Origin of the sequence: Duganella sp. Dugasp56 (genome assembly GCF_047304105.1) — a bacterium.
In the GTDB taxonomy this organism is placed as follows: Bacteria; Pseudomonadota; Gammaproteobacteria; order Burkholderiales; family Burkholderiaceae_D; genus Rugamonas; species Rugamonas hordei.
This window is the reverse complement of sequence record NZ_JBGLYQ010000016.1, coordinates 79,647-106,114: the sequence shown is the minus strand read 5'-3', so window position 1 is coordinate 106,114 and position 26,468 is coordinate 79,647. Positions and strand designations below refer to the sequence as shown.

21 protein-coding genes are annotated in these 26,468 nt (G+C 65.1%); 10 read left to right on the top strand and 11 right to left on the bottom strand.

Annotated features, from left to right (window positions below; translation table 11 throughout):
* Positions 1 to 30: 30 nt before the first annotated feature.
* Entirely contained in the window at positions 31 to 2,439 is a 2,409-nt protein-coding gene (locus ACCD07_RS13415) for a putative bifunctional diguanylate cyclase/phosphodiesterase (RefSeq protein WP_413447604.1), read from the bottom strand.
* A gap of 14 nt (positions 2,440 to 2,453) precedes the next feature.
* Complete coding sequence (locus ACCD07_RS13410) at positions 2,454 to 3,095, bottom strand: methylamine utilization protein (protein ID WP_413447603.1); 642 nt, start codon at positions 3,093 to 3,095, stop codon at positions 2,454 to 2,456.
* Between the two features lie 238 nt (positions 3,096 to 3,333).
* Here ACCD07_RS13410 and ACCD07_RS13405 point away from each other — a divergent pair, with 238 nt between their 5' ends.
* Positions 3,334 to 5,085: a GGDEF domain-containing protein gene (locus ACCD07_RS13405; protein ID WP_413447622.1), complete on the top strand. Its 1,752-nt coding sequence runs from the start codon at positions 3,334 to 3,336 to the stop codon at positions 5,083 to 5,085.
* A gap of 10 nt (positions 5,086 to 5,095) precedes the next feature.
* Here ACCD07_RS13405 and ACCD07_RS13400 read toward each other — a convergent pair whose 3' ends face one another.
* The 7 genes from ACCD07_RS13400 to ACCD07_RS13370 all read right to left on the bottom strand — a co-directional run bounded on the left by ACCD07_RS13400 (position 5,096) and on the right by ACCD07_RS13370 (position 12,138).
* A complete protein-coding gene (locus ACCD07_RS13400; protein ID WP_413447602.1) occupies positions 5,096 to 6,481 on the bottom strand; it encodes a tetratricopeptide repeat protein in 1,386 nt (461 codons plus the stop codon).
* A 128-nt stretch (positions 6,482 to 6,609) separates the two neighbouring features.
* Positions 6,610 to 7,392 (bottom strand): metal ABC transporter permease, encoded by a 783-nt coding sequence (locus ACCD07_RS13395; RefSeq protein WP_413447601.1) that lies wholly within the window; start codon positions 7,390 to 7,392, stop codon positions 6,610 to 6,612.
* Complete coding sequence (locus tag ACCD07_RS13390) at positions 7,389 to 8,297, bottom strand: metal ABC transporter substrate-binding protein (protein ID WP_413447600.1); 909 nt, start codon at positions 8,295 to 8,297, stop codon at positions 7,389 to 7,391. The genes ACCD07_RS13395 and ACCD07_RS13390 overlap by 4 nt, the downstream gene beginning before the upstream one ends.
* A 10-nt stretch (positions 8,298 to 8,307) precedes the next feature.
* Positions 8,308 to 9,771, bottom strand: coding sequence for a hypothetical protein (locus tag ACCD07_RS13385; protein WP_413447599.1), 1,464 nt, complete (start codon positions 9,769 to 9,771; stop codon positions 8,308 to 8,310).
* A 74-nt stretch (positions 9,772 to 9,845) separates the two neighbouring features.
* Positions 9,846 to 10,202, bottom strand: coding sequence for a hypothetical protein (locus tag ACCD07_RS13380; protein ID WP_353398368.1), 357 nt, complete (start codon positions 10,200 to 10,202; stop codon positions 9,846 to 9,848).
* 55 nt (positions 10,203 to 10,257) lie between these two features.
* Positions 10,258 to 10,878, bottom strand: a complete 621-nt coding sequence (locus ACCD07_RS13375; protein WP_353398365.1) for a PolC-type DNA polymerase III — start codon at positions 10,876 to 10,878, stop codon at positions 10,258 to 10,260.
* A gap of 9 nt (positions 10,879 to 10,887) precedes the next feature.
* Entirely contained in the window at positions 10,888 to 12,138 is a 1,251-nt protein-coding gene (locus tag ACCD07_RS13370; RefSeq protein WP_413447598.1) for an Hsp70 family protein, read from the bottom strand.
* 199 nt (positions 12,139 to 12,337) lie between these two features.
* Between ACCD07_RS13370 and ACCD07_RS13365 the strand changes: the two genes are divergently transcribed.
* The 6 genes from ACCD07_RS13365 to ACCD07_RS13340 all read left to right on the top strand — a co-directional run bounded on the left by ACCD07_RS13365 (position 12,338) and on the right by ACCD07_RS13340 (position 19,619).
* On the top strand, positions 12,338 to 13,456 hold the full coding sequence (locus ACCD07_RS13365) for a LacI family DNA-binding transcriptional regulator (RefSeq protein WP_176650578.1): 1,119 nt from the start codon (positions 12,338 to 12,340) through the stop codon (positions 13,454 to 13,456).
* Entirely contained in the window at positions 13,453 to 15,636 is a 2,184-nt protein-coding gene (locus ACCD07_RS13360) for a UvrD-helicase domain-containing protein (RefSeq protein WP_413447597.1), read from the top strand. The genes ACCD07_RS13365 and ACCD07_RS13360 overlap by 4 nt, the downstream gene beginning before the upstream one ends.
* A 116-nt stretch (positions 15,637 to 15,752) precedes the next feature.
* Positions 15,753 to 16,280: an OmpA family protein gene (locus ACCD07_RS13355; RefSeq protein ID WP_353398359.1), complete on the top strand. Its 528-nt coding sequence runs from the start codon at positions 15,753 to 15,755 to the stop codon at positions 16,278 to 16,280.
* A 60-nt stretch (positions 16,281 to 16,340) separates the two neighbouring features.
* The gene (locus ACCD07_RS13350) at positions 16,341 to 17,666 is read left to right on the top strand and encodes a chloride channel protein (RefSeq protein ID WP_413447596.1); all 1,326 of its coding nucleotides are present in this window, start codon (positions 16,341 to 16,343) and stop codon (positions 17,664 to 17,666) included.
* A gap of 62 nt (positions 17,667 to 17,728) precedes the next feature.
* Complete coding sequence (locus ACCD07_RS13345; protein WP_353398353.1) at positions 17,729 to 19,168, top strand: catalase; 1,440 nt, start codon at positions 17,729 to 17,731, stop codon at positions 19,166 to 19,168.
* A 223-nt stretch (positions 19,169 to 19,391) separates the two neighbouring features.
* Positions 19,392 to 19,619, top strand: a complete 228-nt coding sequence (locus ACCD07_RS13340) for a hypothetical protein (protein WP_176650573.1) — start codon at positions 19,392 to 19,394, stop codon at positions 19,617 to 19,619.
* Positions 19,620 to 19,633: 14 nt separating this feature from the next.
* Here ACCD07_RS13340 and ACCD07_RS13335 read toward each other — a convergent pair whose 3' ends face one another.
* Positions 19,634 to 20,386, bottom strand: a complete 753-nt coding sequence (locus ACCD07_RS13335) for a Crp/Fnr family transcriptional regulator (protein WP_413447595.1) — start codon at positions 20,384 to 20,386, stop codon at positions 19,634 to 19,636.
* Positions 20,387 to 20,660: 274 nt separating this feature from the next.
* On the opposite strand from ACCD07_RS13335, the gene ACCD07_RS13330 reads away from it, so the two are divergent.
* Positions 20,661 to 21,500: a transposase gene (locus ACCD07_RS13330; RefSeq protein ID WP_413447594.1), complete on the top strand. Its 840-nt coding sequence runs from the start codon at positions 20,661 to 20,663 to the stop codon at positions 21,498 to 21,500.
* A 50-nt stretch (positions 21,501 to 21,550) separates the two neighbouring features.
* Here ACCD07_RS13330 and ACCD07_RS13325 read toward each other — a convergent pair whose 3' ends face one another.
* Entirely contained in the window at positions 21,551 to 23,623 is a 2,073-nt protein-coding gene (locus tag ACCD07_RS13325; RefSeq protein ID WP_413447593.1) for a TonB-dependent receptor family protein, read from the bottom strand.
* 85 nt (positions 23,624 to 23,708) lie between these two features.
* Here ACCD07_RS13325 and ACCD07_RS13320 point away from each other — a divergent pair, with 85 nt between their 5' ends.
* The gene (locus ACCD07_RS13320; protein ID WP_353398341.1) at positions 23,709 to 24,065 is read left to right on the top strand and encodes a DUF2946 domain-containing protein; all 357 of its coding nucleotides are present in this window, start codon (positions 23,709 to 23,711) and stop codon (positions 24,063 to 24,065) included.
* 80 nt (positions 24,066 to 24,145) lie between these two features.
* Entirely contained in the window at positions 24,146 to 26,416 is a 2,271-nt protein-coding gene (locus ACCD07_RS13315) for a TonB-dependent receptor (protein WP_413447592.1), read from the top strand.
* The last annotated feature ends 52 nt before the right edge of the window (positions 26,417 to 26,468 follow it).

Below are 26,468 nucleotides of genomic sequence, written 5' to 3'. Positions count from 1 at the left end.
GAAACGTTAGGCCGGAAGCCAGGACATTTTTTATTTGGCGTAGCTGACGTCGTCGGTGGCGATGGCGGCCGGCGCCTGCCACGTCTCCAGCCAGGAAATGAGCTGGTCGCCGGGGATCGGACGGCTCATGAAGTAGCCCTGCCCCTGGTCGCACCCCAGTTCGGCCAGCAGGCGCCATACGGCTTCGCTCTCGATGCCCTCGGCCACCACGCGCAGGCCCATGTTGTGACCGAGGTCGATGGTCGAGCGCACGATCTTGGTGTCGCCGATGTCGTTCTCCATGTTCAGCACGAAGGACTTGTCGATCTTCAGTTCATTGACCGGCAGCCGCTTCAGATACGCCAGCGACGAATAGCCGGTGCCGAAATCGTCGATCGACAGGTCCACGCCCATCGCGCTCAGGCGCTCCAGCGTGTTCTGGGCGCGCACCGGATCGTCCATGATCGCGCTCTCGGTGATCTCCAGGCAGAACGAGCCGGGAGCGAGCTTGTGGCGCTCCAGCAGGTCGGCAAACTTGGCCGGCAGGTCCTGGTCCAGCAAGTCGCGCGTCGACAGGTTGACCGACACCTTCAGCGGATAGCCCTTGGCCGCCAGCTCCTGGCACAGCTCCGCCGACTTCTCCATCACCCAGCGCGTCAGCACGCGGATAAAGCCGGTCTGCTCGGCGAACGGAATGAACTCGTCGGGGAACACGTTGCCGCGCTCGGGATGCACCCAGCGCACCAGCGACTCCATGCCCACCACTTTGCCGGTATCGAGCATGATCTTCGGCTGCACGTGCAGGCGGAACTCGTTGCGCTCGATGGCGTTGCGCAGTTCCGTCAGCAGCGACAGGCTCTTCTCGCTGGACTTGTCCATCGCCACGTCGTAGACCACGGCGCCGTCGTTGCGCTGCTTGGCCGCGTACATCGCCACCTCGGCCATGCTCAGCAAGGCGACGCCGTCGCTGCCGTGGGCCGGATAGCCGGCGATGCCCAGGCCCGCGCCGATGTCGACCGTCTGGTCTTCCAGCGACAGCGGCGTCTCCAGCGTCTGCAGGATCTCGGCGGCCATGCGCTGGGCCGAATCGAGGTCGGAGGCCGGCAGCAGCACGGCGAATTCGTCGCCGCCCAGCCGCGCCACCTGCGCCGACGACTGGCGCCGGTTCGCCAGCAGCAGTTGCAGGCGGCCCGCCACCTGGCGCAACAGCGCATCGCCGAAGTTGTGGCCCATGACGTCGTTGACATGCTTGAAGCGGTCCAGGTCCATCATCAGCACGAACACCGCTTCATCGCGCTTGCCCGCGTCGGCCAGCGCGTCGTTCAACAGCAGCAGGAACTGGGCGCGGTTCGGCAACCCGGTCAGCGTGTCCCAATACGCCAGCCGGCGGATTTCCTGTTCTCGCTTGGCGATCCCCTCGCGCATCGCGTCGAAGGCATGCGCCAGCGCGCCGATTTCGTCTTCGCGGCTGGTGTCGATCTGGCCCTTGTAGTCGCCCTGCTCCAGACGCTTGGCGGTTTCCGCCAGTGAGCTGATCGGCTGGGCGATGCGCTTGGCGGTGAACACGATGGCCAGCGCCGAGACGGCGATGCCGGCCAGCGTCAGGCCGATCAGCCAGTGTTCGAGGCGGGTGTATTCGGCGGTCGCCTCGTCGATGGAGCGCGCCAGCAGCACGCTGGCGGCTTGGCCGTTGTCGCTGCCGATCGACAGCAGGCGCGCGCTGTACTGGCTGCTCTCGACCGTCATGTCGAATGGCCCTTCCGGCGTGGACGGCAAGGCTTGCAGCTGGTCGACCACGGTTTGCGCCGACGCGCCGAGGAAGGTCGAGCCCACGGCCATCCAGCGCCCTTGCGGGTCGCGCGTCAGCACGGTGGTGTGCAGCGAGCTGACTTCGCGCATGTCGGTGGCCAGCTGGCGGTCGATCGGGAAGGTCATCACGATCCAGCCGATGGTGATCGGCGCCTTGACCGGCATGACGACGATCTGGTACGGCCGGCGGTCGACGATGGCGATGCCGTTGGCGCCGTCGGAGGCTTCGGCGGCGTCGAGCATGCTGTCGACCAGTTTTTCCAGCCCGGCCGACTGGCTGTTGTTGGTCGATACGCTGATCTTGCGCTCGGCGCTGATCAGCATCGTCAGCGAAGCCTTGATGCGGCGCCCGCTGTTGGCCAGCGCCGACTCGATGGTGGCGCGGTCGCTCTCGTCGTTGTTGCCGATGGCGGCCACGAAGGCGGTGTCGCGCGCCAGCAGGCGGGCGCCGAAGCGCAGGCTTTGCGCGTTCTGGTCCAGCAGCCGGCGGAACACCTTGGCGCCGTTGCTGAGTTCGCTACCGATGCTGAGCCGGGCGTTGTTGTCGATGCCGCGCTGGATCACCAGCAGGCCGGCCACCTGCACGGCGATGATCAACACCAGGAACAGCGTGACGATCCGGCTTTCCAGGCTGCGAAAACGAATGCGCATGCTCAGGCCATCCCTCAGTAATTGGACGAGGATGCGTCTTCGGCCGACGCCGCCTTCATCGGCAGCTTGAACACCGCGGTCGCCAGGCTGTCGCCCGCCTTCACCGTCAGCGGCTGTTCGGGGGTGGCGCCGCCGACCGTGTTGTAGTGCCAGGCCTTGACCACGTATTTGCCGGCGGGCAGCTCGATGCGGACCGCGCCGGCGCCGTCGGTCTTGGCGAAGTACGGCGTGTCGACCACCTTGACGTAAGCCAGCATCTTGTCATGGATGTTACAACCGAGCACAACCGTGCCTGCCTTGTCGAACACCTGGGGCGCGGCCGACTGGCCGGAATACAGCTTCTGGTCGAACTTATGGGCAGGCGAGAAGGAATAGATGTGGTGGCGCACCTTGTCGTTGTTCGGGAAGAATACCTTGCTGCCGGTCTGCACCACGCTGACCAGGGGCAGGAACTTCAGGCCCTTCTGCTCGATCTCCGCCGTGGCGGGCGCCTTGCCGGCCGCCGGACCACCTTCGGGCTCGACATAAATCACGGTGTCGGGCAAGGCTTTGCCGGCCGCGTCCTGCACCTGCACGGTGAGACCGCTGGCGCCGGCGCCGGCGGCGCTCCAGGCCAGCAGGCAGAACAACAGGGATCGACGGACACAACGACGCATGGGGAGCCTGAACTTTATTTATGACAAGCACATATTGTACCGATTGTAGCGACCGGGGGTAGCGTCGGAGCAATAGATTTGTTTCTATACGTCATCATGCGGTCACAAAAGCGCGCTACGATCTGCCGGTTGAAGCCTATTGAGCACCGCCATCGTGAATTCCGTTCTCGGCCGCAAACCGGCGCAAGGCGCTACCGTCAGTTATCTCAAGCCCCTGGCAGAGGATGACGACGCCGTGCTGCGCGCGCATCTGCACGACATCCTCGCGCGGCGCCAGCTGAGCGCGCTGTTCCAGCCCATTGTACACATGCAGAGCGGCGAAATCATCGCCTACGAGGGCTTGATACGGGGGCCGTCCGACAGCCCGCTGCACTCGCCGATGAACTTGTTCAAGGTGGCGCGCGTCAACGGCCTGACGGTGCAGGTCGAGCACCTGTGCCGCAAGGTGGTGCTGGAACGCTTTGCCGAACTCAAGCTGCCGGGCAAGCTGTTCCTCAACGTCAGCCCGGAATGCCTGCTGCAGCGCGACGCGCGGCATGGCGAGACGCTGGAATACATCCACCAGATCGGCATCCACCCGGACCGAGTGATCATCGAGCTGACCGAAAACCAGCCGACCTACGACTACGACCTGATGCGCGAGGCGGTGCTGCATTACCGCAACATGGGCTTCCAGATCGCCATCGACGACCTTGGCGAAGGCTTTTCCAGCCTGCGGCTGTGGTCGGAACTGCGGCCCGAGTATGTCAAGATCGACATGCATTTTATTCAAGGCATCAACAACGACCCGGTCAAGCTGCAGTTCGTGCGCTCGATCCAGGAAATTGCCGACAAGTCCGACACGCTGGTCATCGCCGAGGGCATCGAGACCCAGGCCGAGCTGCTGGTGCTGCGCGACGTCGGCGTCGCCTTCGGCCAGGGCTACCACCTGGGCCGGCCCAACGCGCAACCGGCCCGCACCGCGCCGGCCGAGGTGGTCAAGGCGCTGGCGCGCAACGGCGTGGCGGTCTATCCGCAGCGCGGCGCCGAAAAAAACACGGCCAGCATCTACAAGCTGCTCAACCAGGTCGATGCCGTACCGTCCTCCATGAACAACAACGACGTCTACGAAATCTTCGTCAAGCAGCCCAAGCTGCTGATCATCCCGGTGGTCGACGACGGCGAGCCGCTGGGGTTGATCAGCCGCTTCGACATGATCGACCACTTCGCCCGTCCCTACCAGCGCGAGCTGTACGGCAAGAAATCGTGCAAGCAGTTCATGGACCGCAAGCCGCTGATCGCCGACAAGGACACCAGCCTGCAGGACCTGAGCTTCCGCATGGTGCAGGCCGACGCCCACCACCTGTTCAACGGCTTCATCATCACCGACCAGGGCCGCTACCTGGGCATGGGCACCGGCCACGACCTGATGCGCGAGATCACGCAGATGCAGATCAACGCCGCGCGCTACGCCAATCCGCTGACCCAGCTGCCGGGCAACGTGCCGATCAACGAGCACATCGACCGCCTGCTGGAAAGCGGCACGCGGTTCTGGGTCTGCTATTTCGACCTGGACCACTTCAAGCCTTTCAACGACGTCTACGGCTACCGCCGCGGCGACGACGTGATCCAGCTGACCGGCCAGTTGCTCAGCGAGCGCTGCGACGCCAACCGCGACTTCGTCGGCCATATCGGCGGCGACGATTTCATGGTGCTGTTCCAGAGCGAGGATTGGGAGGAACGCTGCCAGGCCGTGCTGGAGCAGTTCGGGCATAGCGTGCTGGACTTCTACAGCCTCGAGGACCGCGAACGCGGCGGCTATCTCAGCGAAGACCGCCAGGGCAAGAAAGTGTTTTATTCGCTGATGAGCTTGTCCGTCGGCGCGATCCGCGTCGAGCCGCGCCAGTACTACACCCACCACCAGATCGCCACTGCGGCGGCGGAATCCAAGAAGCAGGCCAAGAAGATACACGGCAACAGCCTGTTCATCGACCGCCGGCAAGGCGCCTGACAGGCAAAGGCTATAGCGGCCGCGTCAGCTTGCAGTGGGCGGCGCGCCATTCCCGCGCCTGTTCCTGCGCCGCCGCCATCGCTTGCGGCGTCATGCCCAGTTCGGATTTCTTGCGATTGCTGGCGGCGGCCAGCTCGCTGGCGTCGGCCGCCAGCAACAGCCACATGCACGCCTGCTGCACGTCGCGCGGCACGCCGCGGCCGCTGCCGTACATGCCGCCCAGGTTGAACTGCGCCATCGCGTGGCCCTGCTCGGCGGCCTTGCCATACCATTCCGCCGCCTGCCGGTCGTCCTGCGCCACGCCCAGCCCGTTGGCATACATCACGCCCAGGTTGTTTTGCGCGCTGGCGTCGCCCTGCTCCGCCGCGCTGCGGTACCACGTCACCGCGCGCGCCTCGTCCTTGGCCACGCCGTGGCCGTTCGCATACATCACGCCGACATTGAACTGCGCATTCGGCGCCCCCTGCTCGGCGGCCATGCGGTACCACTCCAGCGCGCGCCGCTCGTCGCGCGCCACGCCGCGTCCGCGCGCGTACATGCCGCCGAGGTTGTACTGGGCCAGCACATGGCCGGACTCGGCCGCGCGGCGGTACCACGAAAACGCCAGCTCGTCGTCGCGGTCCACGCCCTTGCCGTTGGCCAGCATGATGCCCAGGTTGAACTGCGCGTCGGCGTCTTCCTGCTCGGCCGCGCGCTGCAGCCAGGCATAGGCGCGCAGCTGGTCGGCCGCCACCCCCAGCCCCTCGGCGTAAGCCACGCCGACCAGCCGCTGCGCGACGGGGTCGCCCTGCGCGGCGGCCTGGCGGAACCAAGCCAGCGCCTGCGCATCGTTGCGCGCCACGCCGTGGCCATGCTTGTACATCAAACCGAGATTGAGTTGTGCGCTGGGATCGTTTTGCAGCGCGGCCTTGCGGAACCAGGCCAGCGCCAGCGGAAAGTTGCGCCGCACGCCCATGCCGTGCACGTAGGCTTCGCCGAGCAAGGTCTGGGCGCTGGCCGCCCCCTGCTCGGACGCGCGGTAAAACCACGACAAGGCGGTTTCATCGTTGCGGGACACGCCGCGTCCCTTCTTGTACATCTGCCCCAGGTTTTGCTGGGCCGAAACGTCGCCCTGCTGGGCGGCGGCGCGAAACCAGCGCACCGCCTCGCGGTCGTCGCTGGTGACGCCGCGGCCGTTGTAGTACATCACCCCCAGATGGTTCTGGGCGAACGCCAGGCCCCGGTGCGCGGCCTTGAACATCCAGTAGAAAGCGCGGCCCTCGTCGCGCGCGATGCCGTCGCCTTTTTTGTAGAGCAGCCCCAGATTGAACTGGGCGTACGCATCGCCGCGCTCGGCGGCTTCGCGATACCACAAATAGGTGTCGTACCCTTCCCTCGCCGAGCTCTGATTTTTCATGGCACACCTCAGTCCAACGCTGTCACAATGTTGGTTAAAGTGTAAAACGCACCCCGTTTCGTGGTTTGAGCGCGCTCAAATGCGTCATGATAAAATGTTATCGTTTTCAGTGATGACTCAGTGACGACTCAGTGATGATTGCTGCGTTGCCGGCCATTGGGCTTCGGACCCGCCGCGTACACCCCAATCGCCAGCACCGTCAGGCACCAGACGATCAGGGCCCCCGAAGGCAGATCGTACAGCGTCGACAGCACCAGGCCGCTGGCATAGCCGGCGGCGCCGATCAGGTAAGCCAGCACTAGTCGTTTCTTGCCGGAATAATGGCGCACCGCCAGGCCGGGCACGATCAAGCTGGTGAACACCAGATAGACGCCCACCAGTTGTACCGAAGCTGTGACAGCGAGCGCGAAGATCAGGTAAAAGCCGAGCCGGCTCAAACGGTCGCGCAGGAAATACAGCAGCGCGCAGATAACCACCGTGCCGATGGCCGGCACCAGCAGCTGATCGTAGCGCACCCACAGGATCTGGCCGGCCAGCAAGTCCTGCAAATGCTCGCCGCCGTGCGGATTATGCGCCACCAGCAGCAAGCCGGCGGTCGCGGCCAGGATGAACATCACGCCGATCTGCGCTTCCTGCACTTCCGGCCAGCGCTTCTCGGTCCAGGTCAGCAGCAAGGCGCCCAGCACCGCCGCCGCGGCCGCCGCGCCCTGCACCGCCCAGCCCTGCGGATCGAGCTCGGCCACGCCGGCGATGATCACGCCCAGCGCGGCGATCTGCGCGATCGCCAGGTCGATAAACACGATGCCGCGCTTGAGCACCTGCGCGCCCAGCGGCACGTGCGTGGTCAGCACCAGCAGGCCCGCCAGCAGCGCCGGCAGGATGATCATCAGGTCCAGTGTTTCAGCGTTCATTTATTCGCATCCAGCAAGCGTTGTACAGTCGAGTCGAACAGGCCGAACAAATCCTTGCTCTTGTCGTCGCCGCCCACGGAGAACGGCAGCACCACCGCCGGAATCCTGGCGTGCTCGGACAGCCACTGCGAAGCGCGGCCGTCCTGGTAGGCGGCGCGTATCACCATCTTGGCCGGCGCGCGCTGCAGCTGGTTGAGCAACTCCGACAGGTGCGCCGCGCTCGGCTCGACGCCCGGCTTGGGCTCCAGCGTGCCCACCTGGCGCAGGCCCAGCCAGCTCATCAGGTACTCCATGTTCTTGTGGTGCTCGACCACGGCCACGCCCTTCAGCGGCGCGGCCTGTTTTTCCCACTTCAGCATGGCGGCGTCCCAGCGCGCCGAGAAATCCTTCTGCCGCGCCTGGTAGTAGGCGGCGTTGGCGGGATCGAGCTCGGCCAGGCGCTTGGCCAGCGCCACCGCCACCAGCGCGATGTTGTGCGGGTTTTGCTGGATGTGCGGATTGCCGGCGGCGTGGACGTCGCCCTCGCTGCGGTCGACCTTGCTCGGCACGTCGAGGCGCTGCACGAACGCGCCGGCCTCGAAGTTGCCCGGCTGGCCGGCGGCGATCTTGCTGTTGCCCGACTGCTGGACCAGCACCGGCAACCAGCCCACTTCCAGCTCCAGCCCGGTGCACACCAGCAGGTTGGCGTTGCGGGTGCGCGCGATCAGGCTCGGACGGGCCTCGACGCGGTGCGGATCCTGCAGCGCGTTGGTGGCGCTGGACACCTTGACCTTGTCGCCGCCCAGCTCATTGGTCAGCGCTTCCCATTCCGGCTCGCAGGCCAGCACGTTGAGGGCGGCGTGCGCCGACGTGGCAGCCACGCAGGCTGCGGCGGCCAACAGCAGTTGTTTGAGTGTGTGTTTCATTGCCTGCTCCTTAGAACGAGTGGGCAGCATGCGTGCCCAGGCTCATGATGTATTGAAGGAAAATCTGGTTGTCGGTGACGCCGGGACGCGACTTGTCGCGCGCCAGTTGCAGGCGCAGGCGCGAGAACTCGGACGGGCTGTAGTCGATCATGAAGCTGGTGCGCGACGGGTCGTACGCCTCCAGGACAGGCAGACTGGCCCAGCCCAGCACGCCGCTGTCGATCAGGCCGATGCGCTGCGAGCCGGACGACAGCCGGTCGTAACGCAGGCCGGCGCGCCAGGTCGGCATGAACTGGTAGACGCTTTGCAGGTACCAGCCGGACTGCGTGCTGCGGTAGCTGCCGTTGGCGGCCTCGGCGGTGTCGACCGCGTAGTCCAGCGTGCCGGTTTCCTTGCGGCGGAAGTATTCGCCCTGCAGCTTGAAGTTGGTGTTGGTCGGATTGCCGTTGGGCGCCCATTTGTAGATGGCGTCGGCGATCCACATATTGGTCTTGCCGCTGAAGCTGTTGGTCAGGCCCTGGTCTTCATAGGCGCGCTGCTCGGCGCCGGTATGCAGATAGGACACGCCGGCGCGGTAGCTGGCCGCATCGCCGATGTCGTCGCCGATGTGGGCGAACACGCTGACGGCGCCGGCGCCGTTCTTGTCGCGGTCGTTGCCGGGGAAGCCGCTGCCGCTGCCGGCCTCGACGCCGATTTCCAGGAACTGGTCGATCGGCGCCAGCCACTTGGCTTGCACGCCGTCCGGCTTGTACTGGCCGCCGAGGAAGGCCTGGTAGGCCAGCGGCGCGTCGACGAAGTCCCAGGTGTGGGCGTGCTGGCTGTTCAGGTAGCCGATGGAGGACAGGAAGCGGCCGGCCTTGATGTTCAGGCCGTTTTCCATGGCGCGGGTCTGGACGAAGGCTTCTTCCACCGATACCTCGTTGTCGCCGCTCAGCGAGAAGGTCAGCTGGCCGGCGAATTGCGGATCGATGTTGGCGGCCATGGTCAGCTCGGATTCGCCCAGGCTGAAGCCGCGCTTGCCCGGACCGACCTCGCCGCCGCTGGGCGCGAAGCCTTGCAGACGGTACTGGGTCGGATCCTGTTTCAGGTTTTGCAACGTGCCGCCGAGGATCATCGAGATGTTCGGGTTGAACAGGTTGCTTGGCGCATTGGCGCCGCCGACGGCCGACGGCACTGCCGGCGTTTCAACGTAAGGCGCGGCGGCCACGGCATCGGCCGGCGGGGTCGTCGCCGGAGCGGCGGCCGAAGCGACGGCCGGCGCAGCCAGCTGCGCCTTGGCGGCTGCCGCATCCGATTGCGCCTGCTGCAGACGCTGCTCCAGCGCCTGCAGGCGGGCCTCGTAGGCGTCCTTCATCTGGCGGATCTCGGCGCGGATCTCGGCCAGTTCCTTTTGTTCTTTTTTATCGGCGGCATGCACTTGTGGTGCTGCCACGGCGGCGCTCAGGGCCGCCACGATTACGCTGTGCTTCAACATGTTGATTCCTGTAGAGAGATACGACGAACCGCCGCCTGCTCTGGATGCAGCGGCAACGGATCCAACGGACGCAATCAGGACAGGACGGGCGGAGCTCGGGACAGGAAGCCGCAAACGGTGCGCTGGCAATCCAGCGCCGCGGGCGTGGAGGCGATGGCGGCCGACGCATCGTTGTCGGCCAGCGGGAAGGAATAGAAACGGGTGTCGGCGGCGGAGCCGATCTGCGCGAACGCCAGGCATTGGGCGCAGCTGTGATCGAGGCCCAGCTTGGTGATGCCGCCGGTGTCGTCAGCCGCCTGGTCGCTTGCCTGGGCGGCAAGCTGCACCGAACCCGCCGCCGCATGCGACAGCGCGTGCGAGAACCCCATCTGCTGGGAAAACACCAGCAGAAGCGACAGCAGCACGTGGCAAAGGTTGCGGCGTATGTTCACAAAATACCAACAAACGGTTAATCGGTGCCGGTATTGTAATGCGAGTGACGCTTGGTCACCGCACTTTTTGTTTTTCCAGGAACTGGTGGACCTTGGCGGCCGCCAGCTTGTTGATCGACACCAACAAAGCCGGATCGACACCGGCGATGCCATAGGTGGCGCCGATATGTTTGCCGATATGAATCAGCACCTGCGCCGCCACTTCGGCGTCGGACTCGGCCCGGTGGGCCGCGCTGGCAAAGCGGATGCCCAGCTGTCCCGACAGATTGCCCAGCTTGTAGCTGGCCAGGTTGGGAAACACGCGGCGCGACAGTTTCAGCGAACACACCAGCGATTGATAGCCCGGCGTCAAGCCCAGCCGGGCCGCCTCGGCGCGCAGGAACTTGTCGTCGAAGCTGGCGTTGTGGGCGGACAGCGTGTCGCCGCCGATGAAGTCCAGCAGCTCCGGCACCACTTTCGATACCGGCGGCGCGCCGTCGACCATCGCCTGCGTGATGCCGGTCAGGCCGGTGATAAACGAAGGGATGCGCACATTGCAGTTGATCAGCGAGACATAGCGCTCCACCACCTTGCCGTCGACGATGCGCAGCGCCGCCACTTCGGTGATGCGGTCGCCCATGTCGGGCGACAGGCCGGTGGTTTCAAAGTCGAGCATGACGATGGACTGGTTCAGCATCTCGTCACCTCAGCCGAACTTGCGCACGGCGTCCAGCGCCAGGCCGGCGCCGATGCTGCCGAACAAATCGCCCTCGACCTTGCGCGCGGCCGGCACCAGCGCCGCGATGCGTTCGCGCAGCATGCGCACGCCGCTCGAGCCGCCGGTGAAGAATACGGTGTCGACATCGGCCGGCGCCACGCCTGCATCGCGCAGCAGGCTGAGCACGGTGTTCTCGACCGATCCGACCAGGTGGCCGATCGACTCGTCGAACGCGGCGCGGTCCAGCTCCAGCGTGACGGCCGGCGACAGACGGTCCAGCTCCAGCTGCACGCGGGCGGCGTCGGACAAGGCGATCTTGCCCTCCTCCACCTTCATCGCCAGCCAGTGGCCGGCGCGCTCGTCGATCAGCCTTTGCAGGCGGCCCAGCTTTTCCTGCGCGGCCGAATCGCGCAGCAGGTCGGACAGCTGGGTCCACATCTTCTTGGTGTAGGCCTGGTTGATCGTGTGCCAGGTCGCCAGGTTGAAGTAGTAGCTCGACGGCACCTCGCTGTTGTTGCGCAGGCGGCTGCCGTAGCCCAGCAGCGGCATCACCGACGACAGGCTCAGGTATTTATCGAAGTCGGTGCCGCCGATGTGGACGCCGCCGTTGGCCAGGATGTCGTCGCGCCGCTCGGTTTTCTTCGCGCGCTCGGGCGACAGGCGCACCAGCGAAAAGTCCGAGGTGCCGCCGCCGATGTCGGCGATCAGCACCAGTTCCTCGCGGGCGATCTGCGACTCGTAGTCGAAGGCGGCGGCGATCGGTTCGAACTGGAAGGCGATGTCCTTGAAGCCGACCGAACGGGCCACCTCGGCCAGCGTGTCCTCGGCCAGCTGGTCGTTGTCGCTGCTGTCGTCGATGAAATGGACCGGACGGCCGAACACGGCCGACGTGAACTGGCGGCCGGCCGACTGTTCGGCGCGGTGCTTGAGCTCGCCGATGAACTGGGCCAGCAGCGCGCGGAACGGCAGCGCGCGGCCGCCGACCTCGGTCTGGCCGTCGATCAGGCTGGTGCCGAGCAAACTCTTCATCGAACGCATCAGGCGTCCCTCGTAGCCGGCCAGGTATTCGGCCAGCGCCGCGCGGCCGAAGGTGACTTCCTCGTCCTCCGCGTTGAAGAACACGACCGACGGCAAGGTGGTCTTGCCACCTTCCAGCCCGAGCATCACGGGGTGGCCGGGACGCACCCAGCCCACGGTGGAATTTGACGTGCCAAAATCGACGCCGCAAGCTATGGCCATGTCAAATCCTTCAGATCGTAAAGGGGCGGTATCTTATCAGAAATTGCCGCGAAATCCCACCTTCGGGTAAAAATTGCATGGTGGCCACAACTAGCCGAATATTTCTTGAAAGAAAAACGATATTTGTTGCTATCGGACAAGTTTTTGATTATGCTCGACGGATTGAGACCTGCACAAGCAGCCACCCCGCATAAAAACAATGACCAAGACCAAGCCGACACTCGAAGTCAGCGCGACTGAACACAAAGCCACCATCGCCCGCGAAGCCCGCCGCGTCACCTCGTACGACGTGGCGCTGGTGGCCGGCGTATCGCAATCCGCGGTATCGCGCTGCTTCAAGCCGGGCGCCAGCGTCTCCAAGACCACCTACGCCCGCGTGATGAAGGCCGCCGCGCTGCTGGACTACATCCCCAACGCCGCCGCCCGCAGCCTGATCACGCGCCGCTCGAACATGGTGGCGGTGCTGATCACCAACCAGGCCAACCTGTACTATCCCGAACTGCTCGCCGAGCTGAGCCAGAACCTGACCACGCGCGGCAAGCGCGTGCTGCTGTTCACCTTGGAACGCGAGAGCGACGTCGACCGCGTGCTGGCCGACGTCTGGCAATTCCAGGTCGACGGCGTCATCGCCGCCGCCCGCCTCAGCGGCGACCACATCGCCGAATTCGAGCGGCGCGGCATGCCGCTGGTGCTGTTCAACCGCACGCTGCGCGACGAAAGCGTCAACACCGTCACCTGCGACCACCTGGAAGCGGGCCGCATGCTGGTCTCGCGCCTGGCCGCCGCCGGCCACCGCCGCTTCGGCATCATCGCCGGCACCGAGGATTCCACCGTCGCCAGCGAGCGCCGCCGCGGCGCCTGCGAGCGGCTGGCCGAACTGGGCCTGCCGCCGCCGGTCGTGGTGCCGGGCGAATACGACTACAAGAGCGGCGCCGCCGGCCTCAAGGCCATCATCGAGCAGATGGGCGGCGTGCCGGACGCCATCATCTGCGGCAGCGACGTGATGGCCATCGGCTGCCTCGACTGCGCCCGCCACCAGCTGGGCATCGCCGTGCCGGAGCAGATGTCGGTGGCCGGCTTCGACGCGGTCGAGCCGTCGAACTGGCTCAGCTACAACCTGACCACGCTGCGCCAGCCGATGCAAAAGATGGCCGCCGCCGCCGCCAACCTGCTGTGCGCCGTCATCGACAGCCGGGAAACCGAGATCGAACGGCGCGTGTTCAGCGCCCAGTTCATCGAGGGGGCGACCGCGCGCCTGCAGCCATTGCAGCCACCGGTGTCCGCCATCCCCGCGCCGCTCGCTATAATGTGCGGATGAGCGCTGTCCAAACCAATAATCCTCCCCGTTTCACCCCGCATGGCCTGATCCCCACCGCAGAGCAGACCGCGATCCAGCTGGCCCAGAACAAGGTGGTGCTGGTGGACGCCAACGCCGGCGCCGCCAAGACCACCACGCTGGCGCTGCGCATCGGCGAGGCGCTGGCGCGCAAGCTGGCGCCGGAACAGATCCTGGCGCTGACCTTCACGCCCGAGGCGCGCGACGTCATGCGCCAGCGGCTGCTCGACGTCGGCGTGCCGGCGGCGCTGGCCGCGCGCGTGGCGGTGCAGACCTTCGAGGATTTCGCGGCCCAACAGCTGGACCGCATCGACGGCGACTCGCTGCGCCAGTGTGCCGAGGCGCGCCAGCTCAAGGCCTACGCGCTGGAGGCGGTCGACCGCGTCGGCGAGCGCTACGCCGGCGGCCTCGATGGCCTGGAGCCGCAAACCCACAGCATCGCGCTGGCCCAGTTTCTCGACCTGCAGCTGCAATTGAAGGCGACGATGGCGCTGGCCACCGACGTGGAATTCATCGGGGTGGAGGAAGCGGCCGAGTTGCTGGGCGTGCCGCTGACCGACTACCTGACCACCATCGAATACGAAACGCTGCGGCTGGACGGCGGCGCCGGCGCGGTGTTCCGCGGCCCGTTCGACGCCACCTACGACCTGGCCTGCAACCTGGACGGCGGCCCGCGCCTGGCCGAGCACTTTCCCGACTACCGGCTGGTGCTGTGCGACGAGCTGCACGACCTGAACGAGGCCGCCTTCCGCATCCTCGACGCGCTGGTCGCCAGGCCGCAATGCTTCTTCGTCGGCGCCGGCGACAAGGACCAGGTGATCCACGCCAGGCTGGGCGCCAGCGAGCAGTACCTGAACCGCCGCTTCGCGCAGAGCTATCCGAAGCTGGTGCGCTATCCGCTCACCTACAGCTACCGCCACGGCCCGCACCTGGCCTACGCCATGGCCGAATTCAAGCAAAAGGCGGTGGAATCGAGCCTGCCGCTGCGCACCGAGATCCGCCAGGCCCACTACGACGACGCCGCCGGCTGCGCGCTGCAGGCCATCGCCGCGATCAAGCAGTGGAAGGCCGACGGCCATCCGCTGGACGGCTGCGCCATCCTGATACGCGACCGCCACCAGTCGATGGCCATCGAGAACGCGCTGATCGAAGCGGACATCGACTACCGCACGCCGGCCATGGCCGGCTACCTGCAGCGCGACGAGATGCTGTTCCTGCGCGGCCTGCTGGCGATCGCGCTGAAGGACTTCGCCGCCGTCAAGTCCGAACAGGTGCGCGGCGCGATTGTCGACGCCATGCTGGCCTTCAGCGAAATGCGCTTCACGGCGCGCCGCATCGACAACTTCAAGGCACAAATCGTCAAGGATCCGGCGCTGCTGGGCGAGTTGTTCCTGATCGAGGACGAGCGCCGCGACGACGAGGAAACCAGCTACCGCGACGTCGCCAGCCAGGCCACCAAGCAGGCGGTGATCGCCACCATCGCCTGGCTGTCCACGGTCGACCAGGCCACGCCGGCGGCCGACGTGCTGCGCGAAGTGTGCGAGCGGGTCAAGCTGGTGGCGACGGCGCGGCGCATCTTTGTGCGGCCCTACGAAGCGGGCGTGGTCAACAAATCGGTGGCGGGACTGCTGGAATCGGCCGCCGCCTCGGGCCAGACGCTGCGCGAGTTCTGGGCCGCGATGAACGCCCGCGAAGCCTTCATCCGCCGCAAGCGCGAACGCAAGGCGGTGCTGATCGAATGCGTGGCCAACGCCAAGGGCAAGGAATTCGACCACGTGATCCTGCCCTTTTTGCAGTCCGACGAATTCCCGCACCCGACCCAGCCCAAGGCCGACGAGGAAAACCTGTTCTACGTCGGCGCCACCCGCGCCCGCGCGCGCCTGACCTTGCTCTCGCCCACCGACGCGGCGCGGCGCAGCGCCTTCATCGCCCAGATGCGGCTGCCGAAATCGGCCGCCGCCGCCGACGGCGCCGTGGCCCGCAACCAGTCGCAGAAAGCCGCCGCGCCCGCCGCCGCGCCGTCGCGCCACTACCTGAGCGCCACCTTCCACGAGAAGGACCAGGTCAAGGCGCTGGGCGCGCAATTCGACATCGCCCGCCGCGCCTGGTATGTCGAAGCGGGCAAGGATCTGGCGCCATTCGCTCCCTGGCTGAAAAAATAATGCATTGAGTCAATTCTTCTCAGGGAAACCCTTATATAATACCGCTCGCGGCTGGCTGTACAGCCTCATACCCATGCAGTTCCCTACAAAAACTGAAACCATTCGGGAGTTTTTCCATGAAAGCACAACAAAAAATCTTGCTGGCAGCCTGCGCACTGGCCGTCCTGAGCGCCTGCAGCACCCCAGCCCCTGTCGTTGCCCCGGCACCGGCACCTGCGCCGGTCGCTCCAGCACCAGTCGCTCCAGCCCCAGCACCAGTGGCCGCTCCGGTTGCCGTGGTTCTGCCAGCCTACCTGGACCCGAACAGTTCGATCTACAAGAACCGCAGCGTGTTCTTCGACTTCGACAAGTACACCGTCAAGCCGGAATTCAGCGCGCTGGTCGCCGATCACGGCAAATTCCTGTCGGCCAATCCTAACGTGTCGATCAAGGTCGAAGGCAACACCGACGAACGCGGCGGCACCGAGTACAACCTGGCCCTGGGCCAGAAGCGCGCCCAAGCCGTCATCACCGCCCTGAAAGTACAAGGCGTGAAAGACAGCCAGATGGAAGCCGTCAGCTTCGGTAAAGAAAAAGCCACCGGCAGCGACGACGCAGCCCGCGCACAAAACCGCCGCGCAGACATCGTCTACCCAAGCAAGTAATCGCCCTTCAAAACGCCCGGCCCAAGCCGGGCGTTTTTACTTTCAGGTTCTGCAGCGCAGATGAAACACCCGCACAATATCCGCCGGGCCTTCCACAAAGAATTCAGCGACTGGCGCGTCTGGAGCTCGCGCGGCCTGGTGGTGGCGTTCGCCGCCGCCGCCGGCCTGACCGTGGTCGGCTTCACCTGGCTGGCCGAGCAGGCATTCGATCTGTTCGAGGCCTTGTGCCGCCTGGCCTGGTGGGCTCCGCTGCTGTGGACGCCATTGTCGACGGCCGGCATCGTCTGGCTGACGCGCCGCTATGCCGCCGGCGCCGGCGGTTCCGGCATACCGCAAGTCATGGCCGGCCTGGAACCTTCGACACCGACCGAGCAACTCGGCCTGTTTGCCTCGTTGCGGCTGAGTGTCGCCAAGATCCTGTTGACCGCCGGCGGCTTCCTGGCCGGCCTGTCGATCGGCCGCGAAGGACCGTCGGTGCAGGTGGCGGCCGGCGTCATGCTCAGTGCGCGGCGCTGGCTGCCCGAGCGGACCACCGTCACCGCGCACGGCCTGCTGGTGGCCGGCGGCGCGGCAGGCATCGCCGCCGCCTTCAACACGCCGCTGGCCGGCGTCATGTTCGCCATCGAAGAACTCTCCCGCACACCGGAACAGCGCAGCAGCGGCCTGCTGATGGCCGCCATCGTGCTGGCCGGCCTGATGGCGGTCTCCGTCAACGGCAACGCCACCTATTTCGGCATCATCCACGCGGCCGGCATCGACCTGTCGCTATTGCTGCCGGGGTTGCTGGTGGCCCTGCTGAGCGGACTGGCCGGCGGACTGTTCTCGCGCCTGCTGATCGCCTCGCTCAGCGGCACCGCCACCGACCGCTTCAGCCGCTGGCGCGGCCGTTGGCCCATATGGTTCGCCGCCGGCTGCGGCCTGGCGGTGGCGGGCCTGGGCCTGCTGACCGGCGGTGCCGTCATCGGCAGCGGCTATGGCCATACGCACGACATGCTGGCCGGCCACGATCACACGCCGGCGATGTTCTTCTCCTTCAAATTCATCGCCACCTGGCTGACCGCCTGGTCCGGCGTCCCGGCCGGCATCTTCGCGCCGTCGCTGGCCATCGGCGCCGCGCTGGGCAACGACGTCGCCCAGTTGCTGAATTATCCGCACGCGAGCGCGCTGATCGCGCTGGGCATGGTCGGTTTCCTGGCGGCGGCAACCCAGGCGCCGCTGACCTCCTTCATCATCGTCATGGAAATGGTGGACGGCCATGCCATGGTGCTTAGCCTGATGGCCTGCGCGATGGTGGCGCGCACCGTCTCCCATGTCCTCGGTCCGCCGTTGTACGCCAACCTGGCCCTGGTGCAGCTGCAACGATTGCCGGGGGCGCGCTCCCTCTAAAGAGAGCGGCGCCTCAAGCATAAGTTCGGTAAGCTGAAAGTTTCCATAACCTGGGAGCTTCCATGAAAAACCTCACCACCGCGGCCGGCGCGCCCGTCGTCGACAACCAGAACACCCAGACCGCCGGCCCGCACGGCCCGGTCCTGCTGCAGGACGTATGGCACCTGGAAAAGCTGGCCCACTTCGCGCGCGAGGTGATACCCGAGCGCCGCATGCACGCCAAGGGCTCCGGCGCCTTCGGCACCTTCACCGTCACCCACGACATCACCAAATACACGCGCGCCGCGCTGTTCTCCGAGGTCGGCAAGAAGACCGATATCTTCATGCGCTTCTCCACCGTGGCCGGCGAACGCGGCGCGGCCGACGCCGAACGCGATATCCGCGGCTTCGCCGTCAAGTTCTATACCGAGCAAGGCAACTGGGACGTGGTGGGCAACAACACGCCGGTGTTCTTCTTCCGCGATCCGCTCAAGTTCCCGGACCTGAACCACGTCGTCAAGCGCGACCCGAAAACCAATCTGCGCAGCGCGGAGAACAACTGGGACTTCTGGACGCTGCTACCGGAAGCGCTGCACCAGATCACCATCGTCATGAGCGACCGCGGCATCCCGAAAGGCTACCGCCACATGCACGGCTTCGGCAGCCATACCTTCAGCTTCATCAGCCCGAACAACGAGCGTTTCTGGGTCAAGTTCCACTTCGTCTGCCAGCAGGGCATCGCCAACTTCAGCGACGCCGAGGCGACCGAGGTGGTGGGCCGCGACCGTGAAAGCTCGCAGCGCGACCTGTTCGACGCCATCGAAGCCAAGGACTTCCCGCGCTGGAAACTGGCGGTGCAGATCATGCCGGAAAACGAAGCCTCCAAGGTGCCCTACAACCCGTTCGACCTGACCAAGGTCTGGCCGCACAAGGACTACCCGCTGATCGACGTCGGCGTGCTGGAACTGAACCGCAATCCGGAAAATTATTTTGCGGAGGTCGAGCAATCGGCGTTCTCGCCGGCCAACGTGGTGCCGGGCGTGAGCTTCTCGCCGGACAAGATGCTGCAATCGCGCCTGTTCTCGTACGGCGACGCGGCGCGCTACCGGCTCGGCGTGAACCATCACGCGATCCCGGTCAACGCGCCGAAATGCCCGTTCCACAGCTACCACCGCGACGGCGCCATGCGCACCGACGGCAACCACGGCGCCGGCACCTCGTATGAGCCGAACAGCCGCGGCGAGTGGCTGCAGCAGCCACAGTTCGCCGAACCGCCGCTGTCGCTGGAAGGCGCGGCCGCGCACTGGGACCACCGCGTCGACACCGACTACTATTCGCAGCCGGGCAATCTGTTCCGCCTGCTGACGGCGGAGAAGAAGCAGCTACTGTTCGAGAACACGGCGCGCGCGATCCATGGCGTGTCGAAGCCGGTGCAGGAGCGCCATATCTTCAACTGCACCCAGGCCGATCCGGCCTACGGCGCCGGCGTGGCCGCCGCCATCGCCGCACTTGCAGGCAAATAAACAATATTATTGAACTGGAAATTATCGGCAAAATGAGGCGGCTTGTCGCCTCATTTCCGCCGTGACAGACGCAACAGTTGATGCAAAAACACAACAATGGCCGCATTTTACGCGGCCATGCCTGACTTCTGATGCGCATGGGTGAACTGGCGCACATTCAAATGGCGGCGAGCCGGTCAAAATGGCATCGCATACTGCCCAACCTAGCCATTCCGTGACCGCCATGACTACTCTGATATCTGCCACCTACGCCCTGCAAAGACAGAAAATCGCCGTGGAGAGAACGCTGTATGCGCGTTCGGCGGAGGAATCCCAGTTGGCGGCCCGCTGGGCCAGCGCCTGGCATAAACTGGTGCAGCGCAAGCTCGACCAGGCCGAGGCGATCCGTCCCCTGCCACGCATGGACTACGCCGGCTTCAGCATCCAGCCGGCGTCCCGCGTCCTGCACTAACCCTGCATTGACCATCAAGCCGCGTATCGCATGGCCTTGCCGGCGGCGCCGTGTGCCGACTGGTAGCAGCTGCCGGCGCGGCATTCCATCATGTCGCGGTCCAGTACGGTGACGCAGCCGCGGCGATACTCGATCAAGCCTTCCTCAGCCAGTTTGCCGGCCGCGCCCGTGATGCTTTCACGGCGCACGCCGAGCATATTGGCGATCAATTCCTGCGTCACCTTCAGCTCGTTGGACTGGGAGCGGTCGAGGCGCTCCAGCAGCCAGCGGCACAGCTTCTGTTCGATGGTGGTATGGCGGCTGCCGGCGACGTTCTGGGCCAGCTGGGCGAACATGGCGCTGGTGTAGCGCATCAGCTGCTGGGCCAGGGGGCCGCCGCTGTAGAAGGCCGCGCGCAGCACGTTGGTGCGCAGGCGGTAGCCGTAGCCGGCGCACTGGACGACGGCCGAGTAGCTGGCGCGTTCGGTGGGATACAGCGCCACGCCGACCACACCCTCGCTGCCGACGACGGCGATCTCGGTGGTGGCGCCGTCTTCCATCACATACTGCAGCGAGACGATGGCGTTGGTGGGGAAGTAGGTGTATTCGACCTGGTCGCCGTAGTCGAACAAGTGCTTGCCTGCCGGCAAAGTCACCAATTCCAGGTCGGCAAACAACGCCAGCAAATCGTCGCGGGACAGCGCGCGCAGCAAGTCGTTCTGCTGGGCGCCGATCAGGCTGATGGACTGCGAAGGAGCTGCCTTGGTGCTGATATTGATGTTGTTCATTTTATGCCTCGATGTCTGGTTGATCCTTCGAATGATGTCGTGTGGATCGCATGTAGACACTATAGGCAGCGGCCCTGACTGCAGGTATAGGACCACCTTGCAGCCCTATGTAGGCTATGAACATTGCAAAATGTCATCTTTGTCCTACGCCCAAATCCGGGGTCAGATCTGACATTTGGACACGAACTCGGCTGTAATCGGCATCTGCTGAGCTAGTTGAGCAAAAGCTGAGGCTTCTCAATCTTTACTGGCTCAGGTCGATTAGTGTCGCAGCATGGCACGCCCCCTCCGACTACAGTTTGCCGGCGCTCTTTACCATGTCACCGCACGTGGAGACCGTAAAGCGTCGATCTATCTCGACGACACCGACCGTCTCGTCTGGCTGCAGCATATTGGCGACGTATGTGAGCAGTTCAATTTTGTGGTCCATGGATACTGCCAGATGGGGAATCACTATCACATCCTGCTCGAAACCGCAGATGGCAATTTATCGCGCGGCATGCAGCAACTGAATGGCGTGTATTCGCAATACTTCAACCGCAGGCACAGTTTGGTTGGCCATGTTTTTCAGGGTCGATACAAAGCCATCCTGGTGCAAAAGGAAACCTACCTGCTGGAGTTGGCGCGATACATCGTTCTGAATCCAGTCCGCGCAAATTTGGTCGCAGCCCCGGAAGATTGGCCGTGGAGCAGTTACCGTCTGACGACAGGATCCACACCGCCGCCGACATGGCTGCAGACCGACTGGTTGCTGGCCAACTTCGACGCAAACCGAGCGGATGCCATCGTGAAGTACAAGAAGTTCGTATTGGAGGGCGGCGGCGCGGAGAGTCCACTCAAGCAGACATCAAACCAGCTCATACTTGGCGACGCGGATTTTGTTAGGCGGCTTCAGCCGTCACAGGACATCGCGACACTTGACTATATCTCCAGACAGCAACGCGGCAATCTTGCACAGCCACTGACCACCTATCAAAAGAACTATGCAGACCGCAACGAGGCCATGGCCCGCGCCTACGCCAGCACTGCATACACCATCGCCGAGATAGCACGGCACTTCAACGTGTCGGTAAAAACGGCGAGTCGTGCGATCCGGGCGTGGAAAGGCTCTTAGTCAGGGCAGTACGGTAGAGTCCGTGTCCAAATGTCAGATCTGACCCCGGATTAATAGCTGGCGCGAAGTTGCAGGTAGGCCATGCGCGGGGCGCCTACCATGCGGCCGGCGTTGCCGTCGACGTTGCGGGTGTAGTAGCGCTTGTCGGTGATGTTGTTGATGCCGGCCATCAGTTCATAGCCAGGCTTGCCCGGCAGCTTCCAGCCCAGCTGGGCGTTCCACAGGCGGAATCCGGGGATCTGGCCCACGCTGGCGTTCGCCGCCTCGGCCACCGTGTTGGCGGTGTCGGAATATTGCTTGCTCTGGTGGGTGCTCGACAGGTTCGCCGTCCACGCGCCGACGCGGTAGCGCGCGCCCACCGTGTCCGTGTTGCGCGAGTAGAACGGCACGTCCAGGCCGGCCGTCGTCCCCGAATCCTGCACCGCTTTGGTGTACGTGTAGTTGGCGTAGACGTTCAGGCCCGCCAGCGCGCCCGCTTCGTCAAAGCCGTAGTCCACCGCCGTTTCGATGCCGTCGTGCTTGGTCGCGCCGATGTTGCGGAACACCGCCGGCGTCGTGCCCGGCACTTGCAGGATCTGGTTGTCGAATTTCAGCCTGAAGGCCGTGACCTCGGCGCTAAGCGTTGAAGTCTTCCAGCGCGCGCCCAGCTCGGCCGTCCTGGCCAGCTCGGGGATCAGCGGGTTGGCCGACGTCTGCGAATTGAGCTGGGTGTTCTGCACCGGCCCGAACGAGGTCGTGTAGTTGGCGAACACCGTCAGCGCCCGGCTCATCAGGTAAGCCACGTTCAGCGACGGCAAGGCCTTGTTGTTGTCGGTCGCGAAGACAGATCTGGCCGTCAGATCGTTGCGCTCCGACTTGATGTGCTCGTATCGCAACCCCGGCGTGATGCGCCAGGCACCAACCGCGATGCGGTCGTCGACATACGCCGCATGCGCGTCGGTGCTGTTGAGGAAGGTCGACGTCGCGCCGTTCGCGCCGGTCGATACGGTCTGGATGTAGTTGTTGTCGTCGCCCCGCTCACGCAGGTAGCGGTAGCCGACCGTCACGTCGTGCGTCATGCCGGCGGCGGCGAAGCGCTGCGTGGCGCGCGGCTCGATGCCCAGCACTTCGTAGTTGCGCGGCTGCCAGGTCAGCTGCGTCCTGGCGGCGTTGATCAACGAGCTCTGGCGGAAACTCTCGTTATAGTAGGCCTTGATCTCCACTTCCTGCGTGGCCGACAAGGTGTTCAGGTAGCCGACGTCCATGCCGTTGCGATTGCCGCTCCAGAAGTCGGTCGGGCGCGTGTTCTGGAAGGGATTGGCGTTGTACTCTTTCACCGCCAGCCCGCCCGGCGTGCGCGAATTCACCTCGAAGTAGGACAGCTTGCCGTACACCTCGCTGTGCGGATTGATCTGGTAGCGGAACTTGAGCGCGACGTCGTTGACCTTTTCATCGCTGGCCACGCGCCAGTCAGTGCCGTCCATGCCGGAATACAGCAGCGCCACGCCAAACCCGTTCTCCATTTGCGCGCCGGCAAACGCGCTGTACTGGCGGTTCTGCCCGCCGCCGCTGTACTCGTTGTAGCGCAGCGACGCATCGGTGACGACGCCCGGCGCGTCCGGAATCGAGCGGCTGCGGAAGTTGATGATGCCGCCGACGTTTTGCGGACCGTAGCGCACCGCGCCGCCGCCGCGCACCACGTCGATCGATTCGATGTTGTTGAGGCTGACCGGCGCGAACGACAGCTGCGGCTGGCCGTACGGCGCCACCGCCAGCGGGATACCGTCCAGCAGCACCGTCGAACGCGGCGAATAGCGGCCGGTCAGGCCGCGCACGCCGATGTTGAGCGAGATCGAGCTGCCGGCGGTGCCGGAGTTGTCGGTCGACTGCACGCCCGGGATGCGGCGCATGACGTCGCCGATGTCGGCGGCGCCGGTGGCATCGATATCGTCCTTCTTCAACACGGTGCGCGCGCCGGCGAAATTCTTCACGCTGTTCTGCAAGCCGGAACCGAGCCAGCTGCCCGACACCTGGATCGACTCAATGGGCGCGTCAGCCTGCTGCGCGTGCAGCAACGGCGCCGCCAGCAAGGATACGGCGACGGCGATCAGGGTGCGTTGAAACGGCAGGGTATGCAAGGACATATGGGCAGGCCAGAGAGCTACGAGGTTCCAAATGATAACACTTCTCATTCGCAAATGTAAGGGCGGCCTGAGATATAATGCCGCCATGCTGAAAAGTCTGAAACGTCAAACGCTGCACATCTGGATCGCCATGCTGGCCGTCCTGTTCAGCGCCATTGCGCCGACGATTTCGCATGCGCTGACGCCATCGACGCCCTACGGCTATGCCGACATCTGCTCGGTCGACCCGGCCAAAAAAGCGCCGTCTCCGCCGATGCACGGCATGGAGCACTGTCCGTATTGCGCCACCCACGGCGGCTCACTGGCGCTGCTGCCGCCAACGGCGACCGGCCTGGCCGTCATCGCCGGCCATGACTTTTATCCGCCGCTGTTCTACAGCGCGCCGCAACCGCTGCACAACTGGACCGCCGCCCATCCGCGCGGCCCGCCCGCCATTTCCTGACCGTTAGCCGTACACAATCGCGCCGCCCGCCGACCATAGAGATCGCGCGCGGCCGCTGTCATCGAACCATCAGGAACACCATGAAACCGACCATGTCTCCACTGGCGCTGGCGCTGCTTGCCGCCTTCTCGTCCGCCGTCTGCGCGCAGGACGCACCGATCCACCAACTGGGCACCGTGACCATTTCCGGCAACCGCCCTACTTCGCTTCCAACCCAGATCCCGACCACCATCGAAGGCATCACCAAGGAAGAAGTCGAACGCACCATCAACGCCACCGACGCCGAAGACGCGCTGAAATACCTTCCCAGCCTGCTGGTGCGCAAGCGCTACATCGGCGACTACAACCACGCCGTGCTGTCCACCCGCGCCTCCGGCACCGGCAACAGCGCGCGCTCGATGGTGTACGCCGACGGCATCCTGCTGTCCAACTACCTCGGCAACGGCGCCACGTTCGCGCCCCGCTGGGGCATGGTCAGCCCGGAGCAGATCGAGCGCGTCGATGTGCTGTATGGCCCCTTCTCCGCCGCCTACGGCGGCAACTCGGTCGGCGCGGTGGTCGACTACGTCACCCGCATGCCGACCAAATTCGAAGCCCACGCCAAGCTGACGCTGACGCACCAGCCCTTCGACCTGTATCGCACCAGCGACAGCTACCAGGGCAAGCAAGGCAGCTTCTCGCTCGGCGACCGCCAAGGCGGCTGGTCGTGGTACGTGGACCTCAACCGCACCGACAGCGACGGCCAGCCGCTGACCTTCCCTACCCGTCTGCTCGGCGCCGGCACGCCGGGATCGACCGGCACGCCCGTCACCGGCGCCGTCGCCGGCCAAGACCGCGCCAACAAGGATTGGCTGATACTCGGCGCCGCCACGCAGTACCACACGGTGCAGGACCAGTTCAAGGCCAAGCTGGCCTACGACTTCTCGCCAAGGCTGCGCGCCAGCTACACCTTCGGCCTGTGGCGCAACGACTCCGAAGGCCGTCCATCCAGCTACCTGCGCGACGGCGGCGGCCTGGCCGTCTACGGCGGCACCGTCAACATCGGCGGCCGCAGCTACGCGCTGGGCGCGACAGACTTCAACCTGTCCAACGAAAACCTTCAGCACTTCATGCACGGCCTGACACTCAAGTCCAGCACCAGGGGCGTGTTCGACTGGGAGCTGGCCGCCAGCCTGTACGACTACGACAAGGACATCCTGCGCGCCGCCACCACCGCACTGCCGGCGGCGTCGGCCGGCGGCGCGGGACGCATCGTCAACCAGGGCGGCACCGGCTGGAACACCTTGTCGGCAAAGGGCGTATGGCGTCCGGACGCAGCACACGTGGCGGAATTCGGCTATCAGCGCGAAGCCTACAAACTCGCCAGCATCGAGAACGCCACCGGCGACTGGATCGCCGGCGCGCCCGGCGCGCGCAATGCCGCCTTCACCGGCAAGAGCGAGACCAACAGCCTGTACGCGCAGGACAGCTGGAAGTTCGCGCCGTCGTGGAAGACGGTGCTCGGCCTGCGCTACGAACACTGGCACGCCCATGACGGCGCCATCTCCAACGCCACCAGGACCGCGCCGTATCCGGAGCGCAGCGAGAACCATTTGTCGCCGAAAGCCGCACTGGCCTACCAGGCGAATGAGGACTGGGTGCTGAAAGCCTCGCTGGGCCGCGCGGTGCGCATGCCGACCGTGTCCGAGCTGTACCAGGGCGGCGTCAACGCAGCCGGCCATACCACCAACAATGATCCGAACCTGAAGCCGGAAAAATCGTGGACCTCGGAACTGACGGCCGAACGCAAACTCGCCGCCGGCCTGCTGCGCCTGACCGCCTTCGGCGAGCGTACCAGCGACGCGCTGTACTCGCAGACCAACGTGCTGGTCACGCCCAACGTCAACAATATCCAGAACGTCGACCGCATCCGCACCAAGGGACTGGAGGCGGCCTACACGGCGGACGACGTCTGGCTGCGCGGCCTGGGCCTCAGTTCCAGCCTGACCTGGACCGATTCCAAAATCGTCCGCAATGACAAGTTCCCGGCCAGCGTGGGCAAATGGCAGCCGCGCATTCCCGAGTGGCGCGCCACCGGCGTGGCCAACTACGCGGCCACGGACAAGCTCTCCCTGACGCTGGCGGCGCGCTACAGCGGCAGCCAGTATTCGACGCTGGACAACACGGACGTCAACGGCTTCACCTACCAGGGCGCCAGCAAATACTTCACTACCGATGTCCGCGCGCGCTACCGCATCAGCCAGCAATGGAGCCTGGCGCTGGGGATCGATAACCTGAACAACTACAAATACTGGAACTTCCACCCGTATCCGCAACGGACCTACGTGGCGGAACTGAAGTTCGATCTCTAAGGCTGCTCCCGCAAGCGCATTGATTTTCATTGCGCTTGTTGTTGCGCTTAAA